At 51.5% G+C, this 24,289-nt stretch carries 24 protein-coding genes; 11 read left to right on the top strand and 13 right to left on the bottom strand.

Annotated elements, in window-relative coordinates; all coding sequences use genetic code 11:
* Nucleotides 1-6 precede the first annotated feature (6 nt).
* The 3 genes from ACO0LK_RS00575 to ACO0LK_RS00565 all read left to right on the top strand — a co-directional run bounded on the left by ACO0LK_RS00575 (nucleotide 7) and on the right by ACO0LK_RS00565 (nucleotide 4,163).
* The gene (locus ACO0LK_RS00575; RefSeq protein ID WP_422971149.1) at nucleotides 7-483 is read left to right on the top strand and encodes a hypothetical protein; all 477 of its coding nucleotides are present in this window, start codon (nucleotides 7-9) and stop codon (nucleotides 481-483) included.
* 479 nt (nucleotides 484-962) lie between these two features.
* Nucleotides 963-3,056 carry an elongation factor G gene (gene fusA, locus ACO0LK_RS00570; RefSeq protein ID WP_422971147.1) on the top strand — a complete coding sequence of 698 codons (2,094 nt, stop codon included), beginning with the start codon at nucleotides 963-965 and terminating at the stop codon, nucleotides 3,054-3,056.
* Nucleotides 3,057-3,371: 315 nt separating this feature from the next.
* On the top strand, nucleotides 3,372-4,163 hold the full coding sequence (locus tag ACO0LK_RS00565; protein ID WP_422971145.1) for a substrate-binding periplasmic protein: 792 nt from the start codon (nucleotides 3,372-3,374) through the stop codon (nucleotides 4,161-4,163).
* Between the two features lie 30 nt (nucleotides 4,164-4,193).
* Here ACO0LK_RS00565 and ACO0LK_RS00560 read toward each other — a convergent pair whose 3' ends face one another.
* A complete protein-coding gene (locus tag ACO0LK_RS00560) occupies nucleotides 4,194-4,898 on the bottom strand; it encodes a hypothetical protein (protein WP_422971144.1) in 705 nt (234 codons plus the stop codon).
* A 309-nt stretch (nucleotides 4,899-5,207) separates the two neighbouring features.
* On the opposite strand from ACO0LK_RS00560, the gene ACO0LK_RS00555 reads away from it, so the two are divergent.
* Nucleotides 5,208-7,199 carry an ATP-dependent Clp protease proteolytic subunit gene (locus ACO0LK_RS00555; protein ID WP_422971142.1) on the top strand — a complete coding sequence of 664 codons (1,992 nt, stop codon included), beginning with the start codon at nucleotides 5,208-5,210 and terminating at the stop codon, nucleotides 7,197-7,199.
* Between the two features lie 60 nt (nucleotides 7,200-7,259).
* Here ACO0LK_RS00555 and ACO0LK_RS00550 read toward each other — a convergent pair whose 3' ends face one another.
* The 3 genes from ACO0LK_RS00550 to ACO0LK_RS00540 form a co-directional block, all read right to left on the bottom strand.
* Entirely contained in the window at nucleotides 7,260-7,658 is a 399-nt protein-coding gene (locus ACO0LK_RS00550; protein ID WP_422971140.1) for a VOC family protein, read from the bottom strand.
* 1 nt (nucleotide 7,659) lies between these two features.
* Nucleotides 7,660-8,628, bottom strand: a complete 969-nt coding sequence (corA, locus tag ACO0LK_RS00545) for a magnesium/cobalt transporter CorA (protein ID WP_186946919.1) — start codon at nucleotides 8,626-8,628, stop codon at nucleotides 7,660-7,662.
* A gap of 205 nt (nucleotides 8,629-8,833) precedes the next feature.
* A complete protein-coding gene (locus tag ACO0LK_RS00540; protein ID WP_422971137.1) occupies nucleotides 8,834-9,232 on the bottom strand; it encodes a hypothetical protein in 399 nt (132 codons plus the stop codon).
* Nucleotides 9,233-9,395: 163 nt separating this feature from the next.
* Between ACO0LK_RS00540 and ACO0LK_RS00535 the strand changes: the two genes are divergently transcribed.
* Entirely contained in the window at nucleotides 9,396-9,803 is a 408-nt protein-coding gene (locus tag ACO0LK_RS00535) for a VOC family protein (protein ID WP_422971136.1), read from the top strand.
* A gap of 102 nt (nucleotides 9,804-9,905) precedes the next feature.
* On the opposite strand, the gene ACO0LK_RS00530 is transcribed toward ACO0LK_RS00535, so the two are convergent.
* On the bottom strand, nucleotides 9,906-10,673 hold the full coding sequence (locus ACO0LK_RS00530; RefSeq protein ID WP_422971134.1) for a hypothetical protein: 768 nt from the start codon (nucleotides 10,671-10,673) through the stop codon (nucleotides 9,906-9,908).
* 234 nt (nucleotides 10,674-10,907) lie between these two features.
* Between ACO0LK_RS00530 and ACO0LK_RS00525 the strand changes: the two genes are divergently transcribed.
* The gene (locus ACO0LK_RS00525) at nucleotides 10,908-11,396 is read left to right on the top strand and encodes a GNAT family N-acetyltransferase (protein ID WP_422971132.1); all 489 of its coding nucleotides are present in this window, start codon (nucleotides 10,908-10,910) and stop codon (nucleotides 11,394-11,396) included.
* A gap of 29 nt (nucleotides 11,397-11,425) precedes the next feature.
* Here ACO0LK_RS00525 and ACO0LK_RS00520 read toward each other — a convergent pair whose 3' ends face one another.
* From ACO0LK_RS00520 to mpl, 8 genes are all read right to left on the bottom strand, one after another.
* The gene (locus ACO0LK_RS00520; protein ID WP_422971130.1) at nucleotides 11,426-11,896 is read right to left on the bottom strand and encodes a hypothetical protein; all 471 of its coding nucleotides are present in this window, start codon (nucleotides 11,894-11,896) and stop codon (nucleotides 11,426-11,428) included.
* Nucleotides 11,893-12,588, bottom strand: a complete 696-nt coding sequence (gene mtgA / locus ACO0LK_RS00515) for a monofunctional biosynthetic peptidoglycan transglycosylase (RefSeq protein WP_422971128.1) — start codon at nucleotides 12,586-12,588, stop codon at nucleotides 11,893-11,895. Before mtgA ends, ACO0LK_RS00520 begins: the two co-directional genes overlap by 4 nt.
* Nucleotides 12,588-13,430, bottom strand: coding sequence for a shikimate dehydrogenase (gene aroE, locus ACO0LK_RS00510; RefSeq protein WP_422971126.1), 843 nt, complete (start codon nucleotides 13,428-13,430; stop codon nucleotides 12,588-12,590). Before aroE ends, mtgA begins: the two co-directional genes overlap by 1 nt.
* A gap of 5 nt (nucleotides 13,431-13,435) precedes the next feature.
* Nucleotides 13,436-14,278: a TonB C-terminal domain-containing protein gene (locus ACO0LK_RS00505; protein WP_186947260.1), complete on the bottom strand. Its 843-nt coding sequence runs from the start codon at nucleotides 14,276-14,278 to the stop codon at nucleotides 13,436-13,438.
* A 110-nt stretch (nucleotides 14,279-14,388) separates the two neighbouring features.
* Nucleotides 14,389-16,467 carry a ribonuclease catalytic domain-containing protein gene (locus ACO0LK_RS00500; RefSeq protein WP_422971124.1) on the bottom strand — a complete coding sequence of 693 codons (2,079 nt, stop codon included), beginning with the start codon at nucleotides 16,465-16,467 and terminating at the stop codon, nucleotides 14,389-14,391.
* Nucleotides 16,468-16,866: 399 nt separating this feature from the next.
* Nucleotides 16,867-17,544, bottom strand: coding sequence for a chorismate--pyruvate lyase family protein (locus tag ACO0LK_RS00495; protein ID WP_422971122.1), 678 nt, complete (start codon nucleotides 17,542-17,544; stop codon nucleotides 16,867-16,869).
* Nucleotides 17,468-18,040: a YqiA/YcfP family alpha/beta fold hydrolase gene (locus ACO0LK_RS00490; RefSeq protein ID WP_422971120.1), complete on the bottom strand. Its 573-nt coding sequence runs from the start codon at nucleotides 18,038-18,040 to the stop codon at nucleotides 17,468-17,470. The genes ACO0LK_RS00495 and ACO0LK_RS00490 overlap by 77 nt, the downstream gene beginning before the upstream one ends.
* Complete coding sequence (mpl, locus tag ACO0LK_RS00485) at nucleotides 18,037-19,443, bottom strand: UDP-N-acetylmuramate:L-alanyl-gamma-D-glutamyl-meso-diaminopimelate ligase (RefSeq protein WP_422971118.1); 1,407 nt, start codon at nucleotides 19,441-19,443, stop codon at nucleotides 18,037-18,039. The genes ACO0LK_RS00490 and mpl overlap by 4 nt, the downstream gene beginning before the upstream one ends.
* Before the next feature lie 365 nt (nucleotides 19,444-19,808).
* On the opposite strand from mpl, the gene ACO0LK_RS00480 reads away from it, so the two are divergent.
* The 5 genes from ACO0LK_RS00480 to accC all read left to right on the top strand — a co-directional run bounded on the left by ACO0LK_RS00480 (nucleotide 19,809) and on the right by accC (nucleotide 23,976).
* On the top strand, nucleotides 19,809-20,420 hold the full coding sequence (locus ACO0LK_RS00480) for a hypothetical protein (protein WP_422971116.1): 612 nt from the start codon (nucleotides 19,809-19,811) through the stop codon (nucleotides 20,418-20,420).
* A gap of 376 nt (nucleotides 20,421-20,796) precedes the next feature.
* Nucleotides 20,797-21,381, top strand: a complete 585-nt coding sequence (locus ACO0LK_RS00475; RefSeq protein WP_422971114.1) for a TlpA family protein disulfide reductase — start codon at nucleotides 20,797-20,799, stop codon at nucleotides 21,379-21,381.
* Nucleotides 21,382-21,459: 78 nt separating this feature from the next.
* Nucleotides 21,460-21,897, top strand: a complete 438-nt coding sequence (aroQ, locus tag ACO0LK_RS00470) for a type II 3-dehydroquinate dehydratase (protein WP_422971112.1) — start codon at nucleotides 21,460-21,462, stop codon at nucleotides 21,895-21,897.
* A 145-nt stretch (nucleotides 21,898-22,042) separates the two neighbouring features.
* Entirely contained in the window at nucleotides 22,043-22,498 is a 456-nt protein-coding gene (gene accB, locus ACO0LK_RS00465) for an acetyl-CoA carboxylase biotin carboxyl carrier protein (RefSeq protein WP_186946906.1), read from the top strand.
* Nucleotides 22,499-22,608: 110 nt separating this feature from the next.
* Nucleotides 22,609-23,976 (top strand): acetyl-CoA carboxylase biotin carboxylase subunit, encoded by a 1,368-nt coding sequence (gene accC, locus ACO0LK_RS00460; RefSeq protein WP_422971110.1) that lies wholly within the window; start codon nucleotides 22,609-22,611, stop codon nucleotides 23,974-23,976.
* Nucleotides 23,977-24,289: the final 313 nt, after the last annotated feature.

Raw genomic sequence — 24,289 nt, 5'->3', positions numbered from 1 at the left:
GAAAAAATGAACTTTAAAAAAATCCTGTTGCTATCTCTTTTCATGCTTCCCCTTGCCAGTCTGGCACAAGAAGTGAAAGAGTTAAACCTGAACAAAGATCAACTGGCTGGCTACAGCAAATCCTATAAAACTGCCGAAGTCATCCATCTGCGAAAATTCTTGAACAGGTATGTGAATGCACGCACAGAAATAGCAGCAGAGGAAGAAAATGCCGCGAAAATTCTGGATGGACTCAAGATCGATAAAAATATCCTGAAAGGGAAATTCATGGTCTATCAGTATTCCAACTTCATTGGCGGTGGCAAGGGCGTGTCTATCGTGTCACAAGACCATCCGGAGGTGATACTGGATTTCTGGGTGTATAAAATCGACGACAAAAACTGCGAAGTCCGTGACTTGCTGATTCAGGATGACAACAGAAATCTTGATGAATTCAAGATCATCTATCGTAATTATTTGCATCACAAGACTTTGTATATGTAATGCCAGAATTGGCAATCAAGTCTTGAGAGGATTATTCAAGGAATTTTATGTGTAAGCTTTTCCCTTTCAAGCACCCATTTGACAAGCCGCAAAAACAGGATTATTCTGTAGAGATGAAAACACTGAGCATACTCTTTTTTACCTCCGCCCTCCCGGCATGTCGGATGACATCCCGGGGCCGCTGATGTGTGCCCGTTGAAACTCTGATCAAATTACAGCAGAGTAAAAAACAAAGGCCCACATGGGCCTTTTTTGTTTTCTGTTACTTTGTTTTTGCCCTTGATATCCAAAACCTGAGCGCCACTTTAGTAAGCACTTTGAATCACTGTTTTGCCAACCACTCTCTTTTGAGGAGCCATATAGCATGAAGTTAGCCGATGTAGAACGCGCGCGGGACCACTGAAACAAGGGTGGTCGCATGGCCCCGCGGCGCTGTCACCAAGACAACCCCCGACCGCTCGCTATGTAGAAAGACCATCATGACGAATACCACACCCCGTGCCGCATCCAACAAGGCAAATGCTCATCTTGCGCGTCCTCATTCGCGTAATAATTGGCGCAACTTTGGCATCATCGCGCACATAGACGCTGGCAAGACCACGCTGTCTGAACGCATCCTGTTTAAAACCGGCGAAATCCATCGTACTGGCGAAGTCCATGAAGGCAATGCCACCATGGACACCATGGCACTGGAAAAAGAACGCGGCATCACCATTGGTGCAGCGGCAACTCGTTGCGTCTGGAACGGCCATGAATTCACGCTGATCGACACGCCAGGCCACATCGACTTTGCGATTGAAGTTGAACGTTCACTGCGCGTACTTGACGGTGCCATCACGGTCCTGTCCGGCGTCGCCGGTGTGCAGCCGCAAACAGAAACGGTCTGGCATCAGGCTGAGAAACATGGCGTGCCCATGATCATCTTCGTCAACAAGATGGATCAGACCGGTGCCGACTTTGCCCGTGTCACTGAACAGGTGCGCACGCATCTGGGTGCACGCCCTGTGCCGCTGGCGATACCGATAGGTGCTGCCGATGAATTCACAGGCGTGATTGATGTGTTGCAACAGCGTTTCCTGCAATGGGATGCCAAAGGTAACATGACGGTTACGGCTTTGCCGGCGGAACTGCAGGTGCAAGCCCAGGCAGCGTATGCCTATGCGGCTTCGGTGGCGGCAGAAGCGAATGACGCGCTGACGGATGCCTATCTGGCCAATGACACGCTAAGCCATGCAGATATTCTGCAAGGCTTGCGTACCCTGACCCTGGCCAGGAAAGCGGTGCCGATGCTGGCGGGTTCTGCGTATAAAAACGCCGGTATCGAACCGCTGCTGGACGCCGTGATTGACTGGCTGCCCGCACCGGATGACCGTGCAGCGCCTGTTGCAACGCTGAACAGTGAAAGTCTTACTGTCAGCACGGGCGATGCCGATCCATTGGCAGCGCTGGTGTTCAAGGTCACGCATGACGAGCATGGTTCGCTGGCTTTTGTGCGCATTTATGGCGGTAGCCTGCATGAAGGTGAAACCATCTGGAATGCCAGCCTGGATGCATCTGTACGTATTGGTCGTCTGTATGTCGTGCATGCGGATGAACGTACGGGCACATCGGAATCTGGTGCCGGCAGTATCATCGCCATCGCCAACCTGAAAGATGCGCTGACCGGGCAAACCCTGGCCAGTAAGGCACAACCATGGACACTGGAAACCATCCATGCGGGTGAGCCGGTAGTGGCCCTGGCGGTAGAGCCTGGCAATGGCACCGACCGCGCCAGGATGTTGGCGGTGCTGGACAAGTTCCGTCGTGAAGATCCGTCTTTGCGGCTGGAAAGCAATGCCGACACGGGTGAGACTATCTTGTGGGGCATGGGTGAATTGCATCTGGATGTGGTGCTGGAACGTGCCCGCCGCGAAGCTGCGGTGGATATACGTGTAGGCGCGCCGCATGTGGCTTACAAGGAAACCATGGGCCTGCCTGTGGTCGAAGCGGAAGGCAAGCTGGACAAGCAAAACGGCGGCAAGGGTATGTATGCTCGCGTTGTTGTGAGACTGGAGTTGATGGATGCCAAAGACGGTGAATTTGCCTTTGCCAATGTAGTCAAAGGCGGCGTGATCCCAACAGCGTTTTTCCCGGCTGTTGAAAAAGGGGTGCAGCAGGCTATGCAACAAGGCCCGCTGGGGCAAAAAGTGACGGGCGTCAAAGTCACTTTGCTGGATGGTGATTTCCATGCTGTTGACAGTAATGAAATGGCTTTCATCATCGCTGCCAAGGAAGCTGTACTGGCAGGTTTACGCAAGGCGAATCCCGTCTTGCTCGAACCCGTCATGAAAGTGACCGTGGATGCCCCCGCCATTAACACCGGCGACATCATCGGTGACTTGCAAAGACGTAGCGGTCGCGTTTTGGGTATCACAGAAAACACAGGTCGTGTTGAAGTGGTAGCTGACGTGCCGCTGACCAAGCTGTTCGGTCATACGAATGACCTGCGTTCGCTGTCGCAAGGCAGAGCATTTGCCAGTGCCGTGTATGCACGTCATGCAGCCTGTGACGTGGAAGAAGCGGCGTTTGTATAGTGCGCAAAAATGCAGGTGATTGGTAAGCAAAATTCCAGCTTTATTTGTTTGCTTTGTTACCTGCCGGTAGTCTGAAAAGCCAGGGCTGATGCCCTGGCTTTTTTTCAGTCAAAGTACTTCATAGCTATTTTTGCCACGCCTGCATTAGGCAATGGTGGCTTGCGACTTGTCAAAACACAACAGATCATCATGTATGTGCCTGTACGTCAGCTACAATAGACCAGCATATGCAAAAAACTCCCGACAGCAAGCAGATTCCACAATAAAGCGGAACCTGTCGGGCCCATATAATCGCGGTCATTGATTATCCAATCCATGCATGCAGTGTCTTTCATCACGGCTATACGCAAACGGGCAACAGGCTTGCTGTGTGCTTTTGCCCTGTGTCTGTGCGCCATACCGGCCAGGGCCGAGACCATTACCCTGATTGGTGAAGATAACTGGTACCCTTACTCCGCAGTCAAGGATGGGCAAAATCGTGGCTTTGCCGTGGATGTGATACAGGCTGCGTATGCGGTATCGAATATCCAGGTCAAGTTTATCGCGACACCTTATTCACGCTGCCTGATGCTGGTGCAAAGTGGAAAAGAACTGGGATGTTTTGATAGCCTGCAAGATGCTGCGCTGGCCCCCAATTTTGTGTTTCACAAGGAAGCGATTTTCAAGGCCAGCATAGGCATTTATGCCAAAACAGATGGTCCACATGCCAATGCCAGCAAGCTGACTGGCCGTGATTTGCGGGGACATGCTGTCGGTGTCACGCACGGGTACACGTATGGCAGCGAATTTGAAGGCGACACCAGCATACAGCGTGAAATAGCCCCTTCGGATAGTTCCAATCTGCGCAAGCTGGTACTGGGCAGATCCAATTATTCACTGGTCTACACAAGAGTGGTCGATTATCTGATTGCGACCTATCCGGATGAATTCAAGGGGAAAATCCAGCAAGTCGGCACGCTGATTGAAGACAAACTATTTGTCAGTTTTTCCAAACTCAGGCCAGAGTCAGGCCGTTATGCTGATGCGCTGGACAAGGGCTTGCGCACCATCAGAAGTAACGGCACCTATGCCGGTATTGAAAAGAAATGGGCCAATCCGCTGCCCTGAACTGTTAACAGAACAGGCCAGGGCATCCGTCTACAGACTACCCAACCAAACCGTGAATGCAGTCCAGGCTGGAAACTGTTGTAACAGCAAAAAACTGACATGCTGGACCAGCAGTACACCAAGCGCCATCCAGTATGGTGTTTTTGCTTTCTTCAAATTAATGTCGTTCGCAATCAATATCACTGCCAGTATCTCGGTAGAAAAATACGAAGCATGGAAAGCCGCAGGAAAAGAATCAATGCCCGGAATAAAATTCATGAACAGGCGTGCTACCGCTGGCGGCAAAGCCAGCAGGGCTGTGCATGCCATCCAGCGCGAATGGACGGCCCGATTGGTGCGGAAATGAATGGCCAGGCAATATGCCAGCGCGAATCCCAATAGCGTCGTCATATCTACAAAGGCGAGGCGACTGCCAAATGCCTTGGTAAACCCGCCGTGGCTGGCCAGCATCGTATGCATGATCATGATGCCGGACACGATGAACAAGGGCACGATGATCAGGGATAACTTGCCTATGGTGCGGTGAATATAAATCTTGCGCCTGCTGGCAAGCCAGCTTTGCACCACCAGCATCAACATCCAGCCCGTCGCCAGAATGCCATGAAAGTGATGCTTGGGATCAAGCTGGGTCAGTCTTGCGAAATAGGAGGGATAAAATCCTATCAGTACCACCAGGAACAACAGAAAGAAGTAGATCGGCGATCTGGATACATTCAATGGCTGTGCAGTTTGCATGGCGTGTCACTCAGGAACAGGTTGTGAATCCGATACAGCAAATACGCTTTGTATTCGCCAGTTCTTTGGAGAAATTTCTTTCAAGAAAACATTTACCAATACAGGTTTGCTGGTACAGCCATTATGACAAGCACCGACGCCACAGCCTCAGTGATTAAAATACTTGCACATTAAACCACATATCAAGCTGCGTCAATCATGAATAAGGTACATCGCCTGCCTGGCTTGCTGGCGGACTGATCTTATGCGATGCTGCCGGACTTTATGCATTCTTACTTTATTAGGCTCAGTCTCTTCATGATTACGGCAATGCGCGTTGTCAACCTGTTGATCTTGATTATTCTTGTTGGTGTCGGCTCGACATCCATGTTCAAGTTCGTACATAACACCCCAGGCTTTATTGGTGCACTGGTGGCGCTTTGCGTATGGGCTGCCGCTTATTTCCTGCCCTGGCAGGCCCTGGGTCTACGCACTACCCCACGCAAAATCAGCCGGGCAAAAAAATTCACTATCGCCGGCATCATCTTGCTGGGTCTGACCTGCATCTTCCTGGTCGTGGAAGGACGATTGTTTGCCAAGACGCTAGTGGGCTTGCTGATCTTTTCCGCCCCCTTCGTACTCAATATCATTGCCTTGAACAGGCGTTTGCTTGAACTGGAAGTTGCAGCAATTGAGGATGCGCCGTCAACAAAGCATGATGCACATGCCGCCACAGAAATGAGCCTGGCGAACCGTATCAACAAAGACTTTTCGACGGAATTTTCTGATGAGGCAGATCAACGCCATTCTCAAAATTATTTCCTCAGACATTGGCGTGGCGAATTGCCGTTGAGCGTGGCGTATTGGTTAAATGGTGTGCTGATAGGTAACCTGCTGATAGGTGCCCTCATTATCACCCTGACCCGCTTGAGCGAGCTGGCCGATAGCTCGCTGCGCATGATTTCCGTCATTGGGCTGGCAAGCTATGTGCTGACAGGGCTGACCTGGAGCTGGGCCATGGTAGGTGTCTGGCGTTCTGCTTCCAAACACAATCGCCAGGGCGGCTCTGCTGGCGTGGCCCTGCTGGTGCAGGCATCGATCGTCATCAGCGTGATTTATCTTGGCCAAAAAGTCAGGGACGTTGTCTGGCCGCAAATGCATGAATATGCATTGCTTGCCATGGGCAAAGACAGCATGAATAAAATCGACATCAGCGCTTCTCCCAAGGGTGATTCGCTGTACTTGCGTGGCAGCTTTGGCGAAGGCAGTGCCAGCAAATTTGCAGCAGAGCTGGCCAAAGCGGGACAGATCAAATTCATCGTGCTGAATTCGCAAGGTGGCAGGTTGCTGGAAGCAGATAAAATCGCCAGCATGGTCAGGGAGAGAAAACTGGATACCTATGTGGAAGGTGTCTGTGTCAGCGCCTGTACCTATGTGTTTTTGGCAGGCAAGGACCGAGCAGCTACGGTGAATGCAAAAATTGGCTTTCACCAGCCCAGCTTTCCTGGCCTGGAAGGAGCAGCCCTGATTGCGGCCACCAATAATATGCTGAATAAATACCGCAGCATCAATCTGCCTGAAAGCTTTGTCACAAAAATCGGTCAGACACCGGCCAGTAATATGTGGTACCCCAGCCGGGAAGAAATGATTGCCGCCCGCGTCATCACCCGCACTTCTTTGGGGGGTGAGGCGAATACCAGTCCTTTTTCAGGCATGAGTTCAAAAGCCGAAATTGCGCTGACTTTAAAAAATAATACGATCTGGCAAGGCTATGAGGCCCACTATCCAGGGAAGATTGATGCTGTCAGCGATATCCTGTGGAAAATGAAACTACAGGGTGCGAATGATGCTTCAATGCAAAATGCCGTCCGCAAATACATGACCACTACTTTTGCTGAACTGCTGAAAACCGTGGACGATGAACACCTGGATCTGTTTGCACAATTGATGGTGGACCAGATGCAGGCAGCCAGACAGGTCAGCCCCCAGGCATGCGGTCAATTACTGAAATCTGAACTGGATATACGACACACACTGCCACCTGCTGTCGTAGAAAAGGAAAAGCAGTTTCTGGAAAGCGCCTTAAAATCAACACCGCGCAGCAAAGTCATTAAAAAGCAATCCAGAGAATTCCAGACCAGCCTGTTGCTGGTCACCAAACAATTATCCCCGGAGCAATTAAAAATAGTGGGCAACCCACCAGCTTATGCAAACCAGCCAGCCTTGCAGTGTGATGCAATGATTGCCCTGTATCAAAACATATTACAGCTACGCCCTGTCGAAAGGCATATCGTATTGAGCGGGATACTACAAGACAATTGATACTGCTTATGTTGCTTGTGCCGCTTATACTGCTTATACCGCGTGTGCCAAGTGTGCAACTTATACTGCTGCATCGACAAAATTCAGCTCTATGCCATTGCCTTCTGGGTCACTGAAGAATACCTGCTGCTGCGTGGCGAAACCAGCCTTGGCTTCAACTACTGCGTGGCGATAGGCAATGCCATCCTGCTGTAATTTAGCCAGCATGGCAGGCAGGTCTGTACAGGTAAAGGCGACATGATCAAAGCTGGTTTTCATTTCTGTCTGACGGCTTTCGCCTGGCCGGGGTTCTGACAAATGCAGGACATCGCGCCCGCCCGCATACAGCCAATAACCAAAACTGTTCAGCGGACGCGGGCCAACTTCCAGGCCGACATACCTCAGGTAAAAATCCTTGAGCCTGTCCAGCGTGGCGCGGTCACCGCGCAGATTGTAATGATTGAGTGCTATCGCTGCCATTTTATTTTAACCATCCCCGACGCCGGAAATACCAGAAAGGAGTAATCGCTGACGCCAGCATCAATGCCAGCGCAAACGGATAACCGAGTTGCCAGTCCAGTTCAGGGAACCAGCCCTTGAAGTTCATGCCATAGATACTGGCGATCAGTGTCGGCGGCAAAAAGGCGACGCTGGCTACTGAGAATATCTTGATGATCTTGTTCTGGTTAATGTTAATGAAACCGACCGTCGCATCCATCAGAAAGTTGATCTTGTCGAACAGAAATGAGGTATGGCCATCCAGTGATTCGATGTCACGCAAAATTTGCCGTGCTTCTTCAAACTGATCTGCATTCAACAGGCGGCCACGCATCAGAAAACTAACGGCACGACGGGTGTCCATCATGTTGCGACGTATACGACCATTCAGATCTTCTTCTTGCGCAATCGCATTCAGGGCTGCTGCGGCATCCTGATCGCTGAAGTTTTTTTGCAGTACGCTGCGACTGACGTCTTCCAGGTTTTGATAAATGCCTTCCAGCGCATCGGCCGAATATTCGGCATCGGTGGCATACAGGTCCAGCAGCACATCCTTGTAATCAGCAATCGACCCGGGACGCGAACGCGCCCGCATACGAACCAGACGGAACACCGGCAAATCAATGGTATGCACAGAAAACAAAATATCGCGCGCCAGGATAAACGCTACCGTTATCGTGCGCGCCGGTTCGTCATCATCGTCTATCAGGAAATCGGTACGCAGATGCAGATCGCCATTATCAGCTTCATAGTAACGGGCAGAGGCTTCAATGTCCTTGACCTCGTCTTCGCCTGGCAAGGTAACGCCATAGATACTCTTGACCCATTCACGCTCTTCTTCGTTCGGGTCGGTCAGATCAACCCAGATAGGCAGCGTATTTTCAAGATCAGTGCGGTTTTCCACATTGATCTGGCTTAAGCGGCCATTGTGCAAAACAAAGACATTAATCATAGGCGAATTCCGGAAAGGCGGGGTTCAGGTTTGGCTGGATTGTAAACCTGTTTTGCACAGATGGGCGGAATGGGCTTGGGTTTTATTTTTTCTGAGGCGCATTCACATTGCGTTCAAATTGCCATTTACCCAATATCAAAGTGCAATGCATGAACTACGCAGCACACGTCAAGTGCATATCATCAGTCCAACATGGATACTGCTCTCATACATCCAGCGCCAGATGCCACTTGGCGCCGACTTCTTTCGCCTGTTCCAGTACATTACGGTACTCTTCAAATTCTTCCAGCACGTCATTTGATGCCTGCAGGCTATGCTGCATGTTCTGTATTGCATGGATCACGGCTTCAACGTAGGCGATGCCGGCATCTGCTGTGTGCCAGACATGTTCCAGCTCGCCATCTTCTGGCCAGTCTATGTCTTCACCCAGCATGTCCTCAATATCTTCGGCAGATTGACCAACGAAAGATTCCAGCATGGGCAAATCTGCCTGCTCGCACAACTGATCAAGCTCTTCAATGGCATGTGCAATGGCCTTGCCGTTGACGAAGGTATCAAAACCTGGTTCATCATTATCAAGCACGATGTAATAGGCGACGCTCATGGTTGTATCTCCCGATTGTGGATATGAATGACAGCAAGAAATGACTGTACTTATTTTATCAGCACAGAAACCACCGTATGAAAACACTATTATTGTCATTATCTGCAACATTTTCTGAAGCGCGTTACTATCACCCAACAAAAAAACAAGTCGGGGACATGGCATGATAAAGGTACGTGAAATTGATCACTTGGTATTACGGGTAGTGGATTTGAGTGCCATGCTGCATTTTTATTGTGACGTACTGGGATGTCCGGTTGAACGCAGACAGGATGAAATTGGTCTGGTGCAATTGCGCGTAGGCAGGTCGATGATAGACCTGGTACCGGTAGACGGAAAATTGGGCCGCATGGGTGGTGCAGCGCCGGGCAAGGAAGCGCGCAATCTTGATCATCTGTGCCTGCGGGTTGAACCCTTCGATGCCGCTGACATACAGGCGCATCTGCAAAGCCACGGTATTGAAGCTGGCGAAGTACAACAAAGGTATGGTGCAGAAGGCGAAGGCCCATCCATCTATATCAGCGATCCGGAAGGGAACGTGATTGAGCTGAAGGGACCACCCGCACAGTAATCAAGCTGAATATCAAGAAATTGCTCCAGCTTATGCTGGAGCAAATCCAAGTTGCAAACAGTAGCAGTAAGTAACAGTAAGTAGCAGTAAAGCGCGTACTGTTTATTTTGCAGCAGGGCTTGCACCTGCATCCGTCTGTGGCAGGCTCTGCATGATTTTGCCGTTGTCATCGAGGAAATTCAGCATGGGCTTGCCTTCCGGCGTGACCAGCATCATGATGCGCGGCTTGCCCTTGGCATCGGCCAGGATGATGGCAGAAGATTTGCCACGGGTCTTGCCAACAAACAGACGGTTGGTTTGCTGGCCGCCTGCATCTTTCCATTTCTGTAGCAAGGCATCTTTCTCTGGCCCTGCGGCTGCTTTTTCATAAGCATCGTACAGGTCCTCATAATCTTTCTTCAAACCACGGTCATAAATCTTCAAACCGGATTCCATAGTGCCACCGCTTTCATAATGGCCGAGCGAGAGTTGCTGATCGCCGCCAAATCTATCCATGGACAGATGCATGCCCGAGACTGGCCTTCCTTTTTCATCCGTCTTGCCATCAAAGATGAAGCCGCCATTTTCATCACCGAGGGTATTATAAAAAATCATGCCGGGTCTTTGCGGCCCGCTACGTTTGCCGGGCTTGCCATCCGCAATTGGCTCTGGCAGGCGCAGATGATTGGCAATCACCATTTCATTCTTGCCTTCCGGTGTCACGATGTTGATGCGCTCTACATCGATTTCTGAAAACTTCCCGTGATTTTCCGTTGGTTTGGCGGCTACCAGCAAGAGTACGGCCAGGCCTGCGGCGCTGATACCAAGGGTCTGCTTCAGCAGGCGATTTTGACGGCTTAACTGATGGATAAGTTCTTGTTGCTGGTTCATGGTTTTCCTATGGAAGTTGAACGGACTCATACAAATGATGCAGGTGAAAGTTTTAAGCCGGCAGTTTTTCAAAACTGCTGGCGCAAGAGATGCTAAGCTAGGCATATTTCATTCCCAAGCCCGTTGCGACCAATGGAGATAACGGTGGTTTGAATGGTAGCTGGCGAGATTTAACGGGGATAGTGACACCAACCGAAATATGCTTGCTCAATTGATGAACATAAACCGTGCCCCATGAGCTATCAACTTGTCAGCGTATCCCTGGAACAGCTGCGTGATCTGGAACGATCTGTCGTACCCGCTACGCTGAACTGCCGCCTCGCCACGGATGCACTACCACCTGCTTTTGTGGCGGCACGCGCAATAGCACAGATTGATGCCGGTGCGCCCGCTTACTGGTGCAGCACTTTTTATATCGTAGCGGTGGAAGACAAGCTGATCGTAGGCAGTTGCGGATTCAAATCACCACCGCAGAACGGATGTGTAGAAATTGGCTATGGTATTTCGCCGGAATGCAGAAGGCAGGAAGCAGCCAGCGCTGCCGTGCGTAGCCTGTTGCACCTGGCTTTTGCCGGTGGTGCAACTAGCGTCCTGGCGACAGTCAGCCCTGACAATGTTGCCTCGACCAAAGTGGTACAAAAACTGGGATTTGAAAATAATGGCAATGCGATGGATGATCAGCAAGAACTACTGACACACTGGCTGGCAAGAAAACACGTCTGAGAGGCTATCTGAAGAACAGAATGCAGGGTTTATTTTTTACCGTTCCCGAGTGCCTGCTCCATGATTTTCTTCTTGAGTTGCTCTTCATCTGCTTCAGATGCAGTAGCCTGCGATGCCGGGGTTTTAGGTGCTTCTATACCCCTGGCATCATGCAGCTTGACCTGCCGCGTCGTGGGATTGGTATCAGTGCAGAGTGTGTCTGAGTAGACGGTCTTGCCATTGATGGTGCAGCGACGAACGCCTTCATCCACAGTAGCGGCCTGACGCATGCCGGGGGTGTTATTGCTACCATTGCTGCTGTCAGGCAATTGCACGCCAGTGGCATTTTTCAATTCATTCGTGATAACGTTCGCCGATTTGCCCCAGCGCGCCCACATCTCGGGCATGGGCAAGTGACCGTTGCGCATGTAGTACAGCAAACCCATGGACAGCAGGGCAACCAGCATGGAAACGATGGCGACCGCGATCAGGCTGATACCCCTTTGATGATGCAGGCTCATGGTAACTCCGCACTATTCATTCTTTGCAAAATCACTTCACTGCGTCTTTGCAGATACCCGGAACCCGGGTTCTTGTCAAAATACCGTGGCTTGGGCAACATGACTGCCAGTCTGGCCGCCTGGGATGGGCCCAGATTGGCTGCGCTGGTATGGAAATAATGTTGGGCAGCAGCTTCAGCACCAAACACGCCTACACCCCATTCTACGACATTCAGATAAATTTCCAGGATGCGTTGCTTGTCCATGCACATTTCCAGCATATAGGTGATGATCAGTTCTTCACCTTTGCGGAAATAGCTACGCTCTGCCGACAAAAACAGGTTTTTTGCCAGTTGCTGGGTAATGGTGGAGCCGCCGGAAACAACCTTGCCCTTCTTTTGATTTTTTTCGTACGCCTTTTGCATGGCTTCCCAATCGACACCTTCATGATCGACAAAACTGTCATCTTCGGATGCAATGACGGCATGTTTCAGATTATTGGAAATGCGGTTATAGGGTACCCACTTATGCTGGAGTTTGAAGTCCGGTTTCTTTTCCTGCAAGACATCAAGCTGATGGCGCATGAAGCTGGTGGAAGTAGGATTATGATCGACCCACCACCATATCTGCACCAGAAAATATGCCTGCACCAGCGTGAACAACACCAGGGGCATCAATACCAGCCAGAACAGGAGTCGCCCAAGGAGTTTCATCAGCTATTCACCTGCATGGCTAAACGCATTTCTGCCAGTACCAGATCACTGGGTGGGCGCAAACCACGCCATAACGCAAAGGCTTCTGCTGCCTGCTCTACCAGCATGCCCAGGCCGTCGCGGCACTGCGCGCCATGGCTGGCGGCAAAACGTAAAAAGGCCGTAGGGGCAGCGGCGTACATCATGTCGTAAGCCAGGGTAGTGGTCGTGAACAAAGCGGGCGACAGCGGGGGCACATCATCATTCAGGCTGGCCGAGGTAGCATTGATGATGACATCCACAGCCTGATCACACTCTTCAAAACGGCAGGCTTGCAGTGTGCAATTGCCGGCCAGGCTTTGTACCTGCGCCAGCAAATCCTGCGCCTTGGCGAGCGTGCGATTGGCGATCAACAAGCTGGCCGGCTGTTCCTGCAACAGGGGCAGCAAGGCACCACGTGCGGCACCACCGGCCCCCAACAAAAGTATACGTTTGCCACGCAGGCTGACACCGGCATTGCGTACGATATCTGCCACCAGGCCTATGCCGTCGGTGTTGTCGCCATAAATACAGCCTGGCTCAAACTTCAGGGTATTGACGGCACCGGCCACCCGGGCGCGCGGGCTTAACTCATCCGCCAGGGCATAGGCTTCCAGCTTGAATGGCAATGTGACGTTCGCACCCTTGCCACCAGCATTGATAAAGTCGCGCACGCTGGCAGCGAAGCCATCGATCGGTGCCAGCAGGCGCTGGTAATCAATATGCTGTACAGTCAGTTCGGCAAAGCGGGCATGAATGGCAGGTGACTTGCTATGCGCTATCGGGTTACCGATAACCACATAGGCGTCCGGTCTGGTATTCATCGTCTTCAACTTTTATCTCCGCGCAGTTCAGTTTCAAGCTGTAGTTCACGGGTAAACTTGAAGCGGGTAATCACTACCCACAAGTCATCCTTGTCGGTAGAACGCATGTTTTGCGGGAAACGTCCAAACGGTGCAGACCGCCTAATAATACGCAGGGCTGCCGTGTCCAGGGCTTTGTCACCAGAGGATTTTTCTATGCGCGGCCCACCTTCTTTTTCATAAATGGTGCCATCCTGGAAAATCGGGATGTAGACGATCAATTCGCCATACAGTTTCTTGCCGTCTTTTTGCGGAAAGTTCAGTGTGCCGGTATCTTCGATACGTTTTTGCATCGCCTTGTAATACACCGCATACCCGGCTTTTTGCGTGCTTGGGGTAATAAAGGTTTTACGCGGACGCTTGTTCTGGTCTTCTATGGTTTGAGAGATTTCCGCTGCCATGCGTGCCAGGGCCTGTGAGGTATCGACCTGATCAGATCCGGTCGCAGGTTTGCGGCTATCATCCAGCGGCTTTTTTTCTTGCTGCGGCAGGCGGAACAATTCCTTGCGTTTGGCCTGGTCTATCAATTGCTGTTGCTGCTGCTCCAGTTCGGCAATACGGCGCTTGGTGGTTTGAGCACTGTCGCCATCTTCGGTCTTGCGCATATCTGGCAACGGCGATTTGCTGCGGCCACTGTCGTGAGCGCCACCACCATCCAGATCCGCCTGGGCCAAAGCTTCGGCCTTCAAGGGTGCCTTGTCGTGCTTGGCATTGACCAGGATGACTTCCAGCCCCGGATCTGCGGGCCGGCTTTCTTCCGGCCTTGGGGCGACAAAATGCAGTAACAGCAAGGTCGCATGGATCACCATTGAAATGATGACGGCAACGGTCAGTATCAACTTGTCGAAAGTTGTCTTTTCAGGCAATTTGTCTTTAAGGTCTGTTGACGGCATCGGTGATTGATCGGTCTGGCTATTCATTAATCTGCTTGTGGCTGTTCGGCAGCAGGCTCATCGCTTCTATCTGTTACTGCGCCGGTGTCTTCTATATCAGTTGCCTCACCATTTTGTTCCGTGGTGGGCGTTTCTTCGATCACTTCGGTCGTATCTTCATCCTGTTCTTCATCTTCACCCAGTTCGGTAACGGTGGATAGCAATTCCAGCAGACGGGCTTCGACAGTGAGATCAACTTCATCCCAGCGCAGAATATCCAGTCTGACCTGGGCACCGCGTGCAGTTTGCGGCATGCCCGGCAAACGAATGATGAGGGGAATATCGACCAGACGCAAGACTTCATCCTTCAATACCACAGCTTCCACCTGACGGGCTTCTTCCTGCCCCAGCCAGCGCAGGCACCAGTAGCGTTCCATATTGTTCTGGAAATCGGCATAGGCCGCATAGGCTGCATCAAAACCTGACACGATGGCAAACAGGTCGGCATCCTTGGGTTTGAAGGGTGCCACCAGCGGCGCTGTCACCCCATGCTGTACACAGGCGATGATTTGCCATTGATTGACCAGATCGGTATAACGGCGCAGCGGTGAGGTACTCCAGGCATATTGATCCACGCCCAGGCCCTGATGCGGTGCTGCATGGGTCAGCATGCGTACCTGCATGCGTGCGGCCCAGCCACCGGGTCCACGGCCACCGGCCACACCCTGCGCCCGGTAGATACCGGGAATGCCATGGTCAGCCATGAGCTTGCCCCAGGTGCTGTTGGCAAATATCATCAGTTCGGCCACGATCTTGTCCAGCGGTGCGCCACGCTTGCGACGCACGATGGAGACGACATCATCTTCAACGTAAAAATTGAAATCGACGCGGTTATTCTGTTCCGGCTTCATGCCAAAGCTTTCGCGCTTGACCATGCGGCCCTGCTCCAGCACTTGCGCCCATTTCCACAGTTGGGCAATGTCGGCCTTGTGCGGATACTCGCCGGCATCGTTCGCCAGGTTATCTTCTGTCACCAGCGCATCAAGGTCATTGTGGCGCAAATTGCTGGCCATCGGGATGGCTTCTACTTTGGTTTCAGTGCTGATGACGGACCAGTCTTCGGTATTCAGGGTTGCATACAGCGACAGGGCCGGGCGGGTCTGGCCTGCACCCAGGGTGTAGGCTTCTACCAGTTCATCTGGCAGCATGGTGATCTTGTCGCCCGGCATGTAGACGGTGGACATGCGGGCACGTGCAATCTGGTCGAGCGCATCGCCACGCTGTATACCCAAAGCCGGGGCAGCGATATGTATGCCCACACGCAACTGGCCGTTGCCGATATCAACGACAGAAAAAGCATCATCAATTTCGGTCGTGGTGACATCATCGATAGAAAATGCCTGTACGTCGGCAACCGGCAAATCGGTCGGCAGGGATGGCACAGTAATGGCGGGGAAAGCCACGCCCTTGGGAAAATGCTCGTAATGGAACTTGGCCAGATGCAAATGCTTGGGGCTGGCAATGCCGCCAGTTGCCAGCATCAGACGTTGCGGCGACATTTGCATGACATCGCAGGCCTCTGCCAGGGCTTTGTATTCGATGCTGTTTTTATCTGGCTTGAACAACAGTTGCAGGGCCAGCGGCTTCATGACATCAGGCAGGTGGTTTTGCTTGAGCTCTTCGACATAGCCTGCCTGTATCAGGGCTTGCTGCTTTTTCTTTTCTATACCGGCCAGCGCTGCTTTCAGTGCGGCTTCTGGCGCTGCCTTATAACGGCCGCGGCCTTTTTTGTAGAAATAAATAGGGGCATTGTGCAGGGCCAGAATCAAGCCTGCTGCTTCCACCGGTTGCGGTGCATGACCAAAATATTCGGCACCTAGTTCGGCAAAGCCAAATTCTTCCTGACCGGCGACTTCCCATAAAAATTCCAGGTCTATCTCGGCCGCAGCGGCCTTGGCCTGCTCAATCAGACTGACAGGATCAGGGGAAGCGAATTGCAACAGCACATCCTTGGCCTTGACCTTGGTGCGCTTGCCACTGGCCATCTCGACCTGATACGCCTCACCAGCCTGCGTCATGAGACTGCCTGCCTTGAAATCACCGGATTCTTCGAAAAATAAATTCATTCAATACTTCTTTAATTAAGACCAAAAAGCTCAACACAGAGGCACGGAGGTACAGAGAAAAGCAAGAGAAAATCTTTGTACTTTTTCACCCTGCTATTGTCAGTCCATCTTGGTTGAGACGTTTGTTGTTTCTATTCTTACTTTGCTTTATCAGCAAAGCGGAAATCATTCAAATACTTATCAATTCCCCTCCTCTTGAAGGAGAAGGCCAGGGTGGGAATGGGGTTCGGTTGATTAGCTACTTATTTCGTTTGCTGAAGAACCCCATCCCCATCCCAACCTTCCCCTTGAAGGGGAAGGAGCTTTATATATATATATATTGCGGCTTGCGTTTTAGCCAAACCAGTTTGTAACGAAGGCTGCCTGCAAGCAGCCTTCCTTTCTCTGTGTTGAAAGGTCTTAAGGTTTTTCAACAAGCTGCAAACTTTCAACCCCAGGCAAAAACACTTCCGTCACCTGTAGACAACCGCCCTTGCGCCAGAACAGTGAGCGACGTGCCAGCATACTTTGCACACCTGCCAGCTCTGGCAACCTGGCTACAATACGGCGTATCAGCGGGTGACTCTGGCGTAACCTGGCATAACTCAAATCGCCCCTGACCACCAGTGGATCATTGAACAGGGTGCTGCCCAAAGATTTTTCACCCAGGGCATGAAACAAGGGCCATTCATTGGCCGTGGCTGTCAGCGGCACGACGGTGTGTCCATACACCATGGCGATGCCATCACAGCGCAAAAATACTTCCCGTTCATGCACTTTCATATTCCGTGGCAAGCCTATGGCAGCATATTCATCCTGTAGACACATGGCCTTGTGCTGCGACAAACGCTGTACACGAAACTGCGCGCATCTGGCCACCAGTCTGGCCGTCAAAGAATCGCGATTGCTCAACCAGTCTTCCATACGGGTACTGGTTTGTACGGCATTCACATGTTCAACCCATCTGGCCGCACGCGGGCGCTGCATCTTTTTCTTCGCTGGCAAAATCGCTGCTTCCAAATCAATGTACCTGATCACAAAACGCCATGACCATATCGAGGTAATCAGCAAATTCGGCAATGCCGTGATCGCTGCCATCAATCACATATTGTTTTGCATCCGGATAATGAGCAACCATTTCATGCCAGTCCAGCACTTCATCACCCGTCGCCGCGATCAGAAAATAGCGTTCCGGCTTGCTGATCTGCTCAACAGCCAGCGAACGCAGCTCTGCCACGTAGTCAGCCTTGAATTCAAAGATGCGGTCGCTGTGGTAATAGGTCGTGACGCCGACATAGCTTTCCAGGTCGCGTGGCGGTTTGACAGCCGGGTTGAGCAATACAGCCTTGCAGCCATATTTTTCTGCCAGCCAGGTCGCATAGTAACCACCGAGTGAAGAACCGATGATGCTCACCTGCCTTGGGTCCTGGCCTGCCAGCAGCGCTTCGGCCTGCTGTATCGCCAGCAAGGGTGAAGGTGAGAGTTCGGGGCAGACAATTTCGTCAGCACGGCCCAATGCCTGCATATGTTCACGCATAACCCGTGCCTTGTAAGAATCAGGCGATGAGCGAAAACCGTGCAGATACAGGATCATGCTGCCCTGGCCTCGCTACCATTCTGTTGCGCGCGATTTTGCAGGGCATCTAGCAATTTTTGATGGACGCCGCCAAAGCCGCCATTGCTCATGATCAGCACATGGTCACCTGGCCGGGCTTGCGCGACGATGGCATCCACCAGATCGGCAATCTTGCTGTGACAATTAACTTTATTACCCAGCGGGGCCAAGGCTTCTGCCAGGTCCCAGCCCAGGGCATCTTTGCCTTCCGCCGCACCAAAACCAAATACCAGGTCAGCCTGTTCCAGGCTGCCGGGCAAAGCCTGTTTCATGGTACCCAGCTTCATGGTATTGGAACGCGGCTCCAGCACTGCAAGAATGCGTGCAGCCCCAACCTTATGCCGCAAGCCGGCAACAGTCGTGCCAACTGCAGTGGGATGATGAGCAAAGTCGTCGATAACAGTGACGCCATCGGCAATGCCGCGCACTTCCATACGGCGCTTGACGCTGATGAACTGGCCCAGGGCTTCAATGGCGATGTCTGGCGTGACGCCGACATGACGTGCAGCGGCAATGGCAGCCAGCGCGTTCTGGCGATTATGTTCGCCATTCAGGTTCCAGTGGACGGTGCCCTGCACTTCGTCATTGAAGACGACATCAAAGTCTTCACCAGCCTGCATAATCAGGCGCCAGGCCTGATTGCCGGCACCAAAGAATTCTTTTTCACTCCAGCAACCCCGCTTCAACACCCGTTCCAGCGAGGCATTGTCGCCGTTGACGATGAGACGGCCGACACCCGGCACAGTACGCACCAGGTGGTGGAACTGGGTTTCTATCGCTGCCACATCGGGAAAGATGTCGGCATGATCATATTCAAGATTATTCAGTACTGCCGTCTTGGCATGGTAATGCACGAATTTGCTGCGTTTGTCGAAAAACGCCGTGTCGTATTCATCGGCTTCGATCACAAAGAAATCCGACGCATGGTTGCCCCACAGGCGGGCAGAAATACCAAAATTCAGCGGTACACCACCGATCAGGAAGCCTGGCGCATAACCGGCATATTCAAGTATCCAGGCCAGCATGGCCGAGGTGGTTGTCTTGCCATGGGTGCCGGCGACAGCGAGTACCCACTTATCATGCAATATATGGTCGCCCATCCATTGCGGACCAGATACATAGGGCAAGCCACGGTTGAGGATTTCTTCCATCAAAGGGTTGCCACGCGATACCACATTGCCTATGACATATAAATCCGGTTCCAATGCAATTTGCTCTGCTCCATAGCCTTGCGTCAGGGTGATGCCCTGCGCTTCAAGCTGGGTGCTCATGGGGGGGTAGACATTGGCATCACAGCCCGTCACCGTATGACCGGCCTCTTTCGCCAATACCGCCAGACCACCCATGAAAGTGCCGCAGATACCTAATATATGAATATGCATAATTGAACCAAATTCCAGAATCCCGCAATTCTACCTGAGAGAAGGCATGTTCTTGTCACCACTCGTAACAGAAGCTGAAAACCTGTGAACACACAGACTAAAAACCTCTCAACACGGGGTCCCAGAGGGGTGCAGGGTGTCACAGAGGAAAATAAAAGTATTAAAAGAATAACTTAAGTGAGTTTTGATTTTAACTTGTCTTTCTCTTGTTCTTCATGCATCTCAGTAAGGTACCTGAGGCTTTTCGGGGCTGCCGCGTGCCTTGGCACCGAAGACAACAAACAGGAGGCATTTCCTTTCTGTACCTTTCTGTATCAAGAGGTCTTGTTTTTGGATTTGACCAGAGTTTCAGTTATGATGGCCGCATGATGATCCATACACCAAACGAAGCTGAAAGCCTGCGGGCTGAGATTGCTGCCCTGGCAGCACGCATGATCGCCGAAGACGGTGCAGACTATGCCTCAGCCAAGCGCAAGGCAGCCAAGCAGTTACTGGGCAACCAGAAAATCAAGGGCGATGTCCTGCCTGACAATGCACAGATCGAACAGGAAGTACGCGAATACAATGAACTGTTCTTTGGCGATACCCAGCCAAAACGCTTGCTGCAACTAAGACAACTTGCGGCTGAGCTGATGGAAGAATTCGACCGCTTCCGCCCCTACCTGGTCGGCGCAGTGCTCAACGGCACGGCAGGCAACCATTCCGATATTTACCTGCACCTGTTTGCCGACAATACCAAGGATGTTGCCATCTACCTGCTGAACAAGGACGTGCAGTTCGAGGTGTCGGAAAGTTTCAACAATCGCAATGACCGCATAGAAACTCTGAGCTTCATGCACAAGAACGAAGGCGTACATCTGGTTTTGCATGACCAGGACGACATTCGCAGCGGCCACGGCAAAAGTACAGAAAGAGCAAATCTCCATGCTTTGCGTGCATTGATTGCGGAAGATGAGGCTGATCTGGAAGGAGAATAGCCTTCAATGTCCTCAGTGTCCCTGCACATTTGACCTGAATACTTTCATGCGGAATCATTTCTGATGCCCTGCTACCAGAATGCGCACGCCTTCGTGCAAGCCGTGATAGCGCGTTATAGCTCCACCCCTCATTATTCTGACAGTGGTTTGACACGCTTATTGGACGATGGTGGGCAAGAACCGTATTTTCACACCACATCGTATGACGGCCAGGAATCGCTAGACTATGGATTAAGCGCAAAACCCGCAGATTGCGCTACGCACATAACCGCATTTGCTGTCCGATCGCCAGATATGCTGGTACTTTCTGTCAGCACAAATTCGCAAGCTGCGCTACTATCCTGAGCCTGAATACACGCTTGTGAAAGAATCCTGTATGAACAAAAGATTTATCGCCCTGGCAGTCGCACTGGGTTTGCTGTCGGCCAGCCTTGGTGTGTATTTCGCCAGCCACCAGGCGCTGCCCGTCACCGCCACGGCTACCTCCACCGCTGCCACACCATCAATTGCCGCGACCACACCAGAAGGCAAGGCCGTCGCGCAATTAATGGCACAGCAGTTAAAAGACAGCGACGGTAAAACGCAGGCGTTATCACAATGGCAGGGCAAGCTACTGGTGGTAAATTTCTGGGCTACCTGGTGTGGGCCCTGCGTGCAGGAAATGCCGGAACTATCTGCCTTGCAAACCGAATTAAAGGGCGCAGCAGTGCAGATATTGGGTATGGGCATAGATAGCCCAAGCAATATTGCTGACTTTACAAAAAAATATCAAATTAGCTACCCATTGTTTGTCGCAGGCATGGAAGGCAGCGAAATATCACGTCAACTGGGAAACCAGGGTGGTGGGCTACCGTTTACTATTCTGATTACGCCGGATGGTAAAGTTGTCAAAAACTACCTTGGCCGCCTGAAAATGGAGGAATTGCGTGCTGACATCGCCAAATTTTCTTCTGAAAAATAAAAGTTGCGACGGTTTTCCTTGCCAATCTAACGCTATTAGCGGCAAAATGCGGCCATCTTCGTCAAATTGAATGTGACTATGGCAAGCAAACTCCTGCTGCTGAATGGACCCAATCTGAACCTGCTAGGTAGTCGTGAGCCAGCCACTTACGGCGCCACTACTCTGGCAGAGATCGAGACTGCAGCCCAGGCGCAAGCCCGTGCAGCAGGTGCTGAATTGGCTTTTTTCCAGAGCAATCATGAAGGCGCATTAATTGATCGCATTCATGCTGCCCAAAAAGAGCAAGTCGATGCTATTATCATCAACCCGGGCGGCCTGACGCATACCAGCGTTGCCCTGAGAGATGCGCTGGCTGCTGTTGCCATACCTTTTATCGAAGTGCACATCTCCAATGTGCATCAGAGAGAAACCTTCAGACATCATTCTTTTCTGTCGGCAATTGCCAAAGGGGTCATTAGCGGCCTCGGTACCGATGGCTACCGCCTGGCAATTGACTTTTCCCTAAGAAATATTTAAATTCTCGCATCTTCGCGCAATTTGCGGATAATGCCAGCCTATTTCGTATATAATCCAAGCTTCGGCGGCATCATCAGAGCTGTTTTCCTGCTCGGAATTGCGCGCCTCAATTAATTCAGAACCACTTTTTTCAAGGGGATTCCACATGGATTTAAGAAAACTCAAGACCCTGATCGACCTCGTAGCAGAATCAGATATCGCTGAATTGGAAGTGACTGAAGGTGAAGGCAAAGTCCGCATCGTCAAATCATCTGCGATGCCACAAAATCAAGTCGTCATGATGCAGCAACCCCAGCACCAGCAAATGATGCCGGCAGCAGCACCTGTCGCCGCAGCACCAGTTACAGCAGCACCCGTGGTACCGGACGGTCATATCGTCAAATCCCCTATGGTTGGTACGTTCTACCGTTCTTCCGCCCCTGGCGCAGCCCCATTTGCCGATATCGGCAAGAGCGTCAATGTTGGCGACACCCTCTGCATTATCGAAGCGATGAAACTGCTGAATGAAATCGAAAGTGATTTCTCAGGCACTGTCAAACAGATTCTGGTTGAAAATGGTCAGCCTGTTGAGTACGGCCAGCCGCTGTTCGTGATTGGCTAATCCAGGCGCGCATTAGGGAAATGTCGGTGCCTGCGGCGAAAAGCCAGCGAGCACTGAAACAGGATTTTCCGCTAATGCAATTGCAACCATTGCCACAGCAAAGTTAAATCATGTTTGAAAAAATTCTTATCGCCAATCGTGGTGAAATCGCGCTACGTATACAGCGCGCCTGCCGCGAGATGGGTATCAAAACCGTAGTCGTGCATTCTGAAGCCGACCGCGAAGCAAAATATGTGAAGCTGGCCGACGAATCTGTTTGCATAGGCCCTGCTCCTTCCAATCTGAGTTACCTGAGCATGCCGGCCATCATCAGCGCCGCTGAAGTCACCGATGCCCAGGCGATTCACCCAGGTTATGGCTTTTTGTCAGAAAACGCCGATTTTGCCGAACGCGTAGAGCAATCCGGCTTTGTGTTCATTGGCCCACGTGCAGAATCCATCCGCCTGATGGGCGACAAGGTTTCGGCCAAACATGCCATGATCAAGGCTGGTGTACCCTGCGTGCCCGGTTCTGAAGGTGCATTGCCTGACGATCCAAAAGCCATCGTGCAAATCGCCCGCAAGGTCGGTTACCCGGTCATCATCAAGGCTGCCGGTGGCGGTGGTGGTCGCGGCATGCGCGTCGTGCATACCGAAGCTGCCTTGCTGAACGCGGTCACCATGACCAAGACAGAAGCGGGTGCCGCCTTTGGTAATCCAGAAGTGTATATGGAAAAGTTTCTGGAAAACCCGCGTCACGTGGAAATCCAGATTCTTGCCGACCAGCATGGCAGCGCCATCTGGCTGGGTGAGCGCGATTGCTCCATGCAGCGCCGCCACCAGAAAGTGATAGAAGAAGCACCAGCGCCCGGAATTCCGCGCAAGATCATCGAAAAAATCGGTGACCGTTGTGCCGCGGCCTGCCGCAAGATCAATTATCGTGGAGCCGGTACGTTTGAATTCTTGTACGAAAACGGCGAATTCTATTTCATCGAAATGAATACCCGCGTCCAGGTTGAACACCCGGTAACGGAAATGATTACCGGCGTCGATATCGTGCAAGAGCAGATACGTATCGCTTTCAATGAAAAACTGCGCTTCAAGCAAACTGATATCACACTCAAGGGCCATGCGATTGAATGCCGTATCAATGCGGAAGATCCATTCAAGTTTATCCCTTCACCAGGTCGTATCACCTCCTGGCATACTCCGGGTGGCCCTGGTATCCGTGTGGATTCACATGCTTACGCAGGTTATTTCGTACCGCCGAATTATGACTCCATGATAGGCAAGGTCATCGCCTACGGTGAAACGCGTGAACAGGCCATTCGCCGCATGCAGATCGCCCTGTCGGAAATGGTCGTCGAAGGCATACAGACCAATATCCCGCTGCACCGCGAATTGATGATTGATGCCCGCTTCATTGAGGGCGGCACCAATATTCATTACCTGGAACACAAATTGGCGGATATGCCAGAGTTGTCGAAAAAAGCAAAATAATCGAATTAAAAACCTCTCAACACAGAAACACCGAGGGGTACTGAGAAAAACTTCAGGCTTATCTCAAAAACGTAGTTTGGGCTCGGCCCAAACTACAAATAAGGAAAAGAAGCACAGAGAAAACCCAAGTTTTTCTCTGTGCTTTTGGCTTTGTTATCAAGCCTCTGTGGTAAGCTTTTTTGTTGTTGATATGTTTTAATGCAATAAATAGACGCTACAGATTTATATTGCTGGTGCACCCGATGACGTCGATGATGAGTTTGTTTTTCTCTTGATTTTCTCTGTGCTTCCTCTGTGCCTCTGTAATGAGCCT

The organism is Undibacterium sp. Ji49W (genome assembly GCF_049340205.1).
Classification (GTDB): domain Bacteria; phylum Pseudomonadota; class Gammaproteobacteria; order Burkholderiales; family Burkholderiaceae_D; genus Undibacterium.
The sequence above is the reverse complement of the archived record's forward strand: the minus strand, read 5'-3'. Positions and strand labels throughout refer to the sequence as shown.